Origin of the sequence: Micromonospora sp. WMMD737 (assembly GCF_049179055.1) — a bacterium.
Classification (GTDB): Bacteria; Actinomycetota; Actinomycetes; order Mycobacteriales; family Micromonosporaceae; genus Micromonospora; species Micromonospora reichwaldensis.
This window is the reverse complement of sequence record NZ_JBMHMH010000017.1, coordinates 1-2,605: the sequence shown is the minus strand read 5'-3', so window position 1 is coordinate 2,605 and position 2,605 is coordinate 1. Positions and strand designations below refer to the sequence as shown.

General features: G+C 70.4%; 2 protein-coding genes. Both read right to left on the bottom strand.

Annotated elements, in window-relative coordinates; all coding sequences use genetic code 11:
* A partial coding sequence (locus tag ACN27A_RS33890; protein WP_421459006.1) for a valine--tRNA ligase occupies nt 1-1,517 on the bottom strand: 1,517 nt, incomplete at its 3' end.
* 24 nt (nt 1,518-1,541) lie between these two features.
* On the bottom strand, nt 1,542-2,605 hold a 1,064-nt coding region (locus ACN27A_RS33885), incomplete at its 5' end, for a saccharopine dehydrogenase family protein (protein ID WP_421459004.1).

The window sequence follows — 2,605 nt, the reverse complement described above, 5'->3', positions numbered from 1 at the left end:
CGCGCCACCCAGAAGAACAGGATGTCGTAGCCGGTGACCAGCACCGTGGTCGGATAGAACGTGGCCAGTTCGGGGGTGTGGTCCGGCCAGCCCATCGTGGAGAACGGCCACAGCGCCGAGGAGAACCAGGTGTCGAGGACGTCGGGGTCCTGCTCCCAGCCCTCCGGCGGGGTCTCGTCCGGCCCGACGCACACGGTTTCGCCGTCGGGACCGTGCCAGATCGGGATGCGGTGGCCCCACCACAGTTGTCGGGAGATGCACCAGTCGTGCATGTTGTCCACCCAGGCGAACCAGCGCGGCTCCAGGCTGGGCGGGTGGATGACGGTGTCACCGTTGCGGACCGCGTCACCGGCGGCCTTGGCCAGCGACTCGACCCTGACCCACCACTGCAGCGACAGCCGCGGCTCGATCGGTTCGCCACTGCGCTCGGAGTGGCCCACGCTGTGCAGGTACGGCCGCTTCTCGGCGACGACGCGGCCCTGCTCGGCCAGCGCCTCCCGGACCGCGACTCGGGCCTCGAACCGGTCCATGCCGTCGAATTGTGTTCCGGTGTCGGTGATCCGGCCCTTCGTGTCGAGCATCGAGGGCATCGGAAGCGCATGGCGCAGCCCGATCTCGAAGTCGTTGGGGTCGTGGGCGGGGGTGACCTTCACCGCGCCGGTACCGAACTCGGGGTCGACGTGCTCGTCGGCGACGACGATGATGCGCCGGTCCAGGAACGGGTGCGGCAGGCTCTGGCCGACCAGATCGCGGTACCGCTCGTCGTCGGGGTGCACGGCGATGGCGGTGTCGCCGAGCATGGTCTCCAGCCGGGTGGTGGCGACCACGATGTGCGGTTCGTCGTCGGACAGCGATCCGTAGCGGAACGACACCAGCTCACCCTCGACGTCTTCGTATTTGACCTCGAGATCGGAGATGGCGGTCTGCAGCACCGGGGACCAGTTCACCAGCCGCTCGGCCTGGTAGATCAGCCCGGCGTCGAAGAGCCGCTTGAAGATGGTGCGGACGGCCCGGGAAAGCCCGTCGTCCATGGTGAACCGGTCCCGGCTCCAGTCCACACCGTCACCGAGGCGGCGCATCTGGCCGCCGATGGTGCCGCCGGACTCGCGCTTCCAGTCCCAGACCTTATCGACGAACAGCTCACGCCCGAAGTCCTCTTTGGTCTTGCCGTCGACGGCGAGCTGCTTTTCCACCACGGTCTGGGTGGCGATGCCGGCGTGGTCCATGCCGGGCAGCCACAACACCTCGTAGCCCTGCATGCGTTTGAGCCGGGTCAGGGCGTCCATCAGGGTGTGGTCGAGGGCGTGGCCCATGTGCAGGCTGCCGGTGACGTTGGGGGGCGGCAGCACGATCGAATAGGCGGGTTTGCCGCTGCCGGGGTCGGCGGTGAAGTAGCCGGCCCGAACCCAGCCTTCGTACAGCGCGCTCTCCACCGCCCCCGGGTCCCACGACTTGGGCAGGGCTTCGAGGCCGCCGGCGCTCTGGGCGTCCGGGTTGGCGAGAGGCTGGGAGGTCACCGAGCCATTCTAGGAAGCCGCCGCTCAGTCGAGTCGGGACACCTCCAGCGAGACCCCCGCACCGGGGAACCGGGCCAGCAGCGCATCGCCCATCGCGGCCGCCGGGGTCAGCACTCCCCGCAGGTCAGAGAGCTTGTCTCGGTCCAGCGCCAGCGCCAGCCCGCTCTCGCCGAGCAGCACCGACGTCGCCTTGTAGCCCGGGTCGCCCTGCTGGGACAGCCGCGCCACGTACCGGGCGCCGCCGGTCGTGGTGGTGTAGGTCTCGACCGAGTAGTGCCCCTTCTCGCGGGTCTGTTCGCTGGGCCCGGTGCCGACCTTGGGCAGCACGCGTTCGAGGGCCCGGCGGGGCACCCGGTCGAGGAACCGGCTGCCCAGCTCGGTGGTGGCGACGTTGCCGGCGGTGGTCAGCGCCGCCGCCGCCGGCGCCAGCACCGAGCGGCCCAGGCTCATCTGCTCGGCGTAGCTGAACCGGCGGCCGTAGGCATAGCCCAACAATGCGTTGCTGCGTCGGACGATCCGGGTGTCGACCATCGACATCGCGAACGCCCCGACCCAGTAGCCGTCGAGTTCGGGGGCGATGTCGCGGCCGCGGCGCCACCGAGCGTCGGGCTCGGCGCCCAGCTGCGGCTCGGCCGCGCGGTCCGGGGACAGCATGTAGGGGTCGAGCAGCTGGCGGCGCGCATCGGGGTCGGCGGAGGATTCGCGGAAGAGTTCGGCCATCGAGGCCACGGTGCCGCCGGAGACTCCGCCGGCGAACCGGCGCACCACGTAGTCGGTGTCGGCCAGCTGGCCGGTGCCGTCCCGCTCGGCCTGCCGGTAGAGCGCGAAAACCGTCAGGTCCGAAGGGATGCAGTCGAACCCGCACGCGTTGACGATGCGCGCGCCGGTGTCGGCGGCCTGTTTGTGGTACTCGTCGATGGCCCGGCGCATGAACAGGGTTTCGCCGGTCAGGTCGGCGTAGTCGGTGCCGGCGGCCGCACAGGCAGCCACCAGTGGCATGCCGTAGCGCAGGTAGGGCCCGACCGTGGTGACCACCACCCGGGTGCTGGCGGCCATCGCCGCGAGCGTCGAGGGCTGTTCGGCGTCAG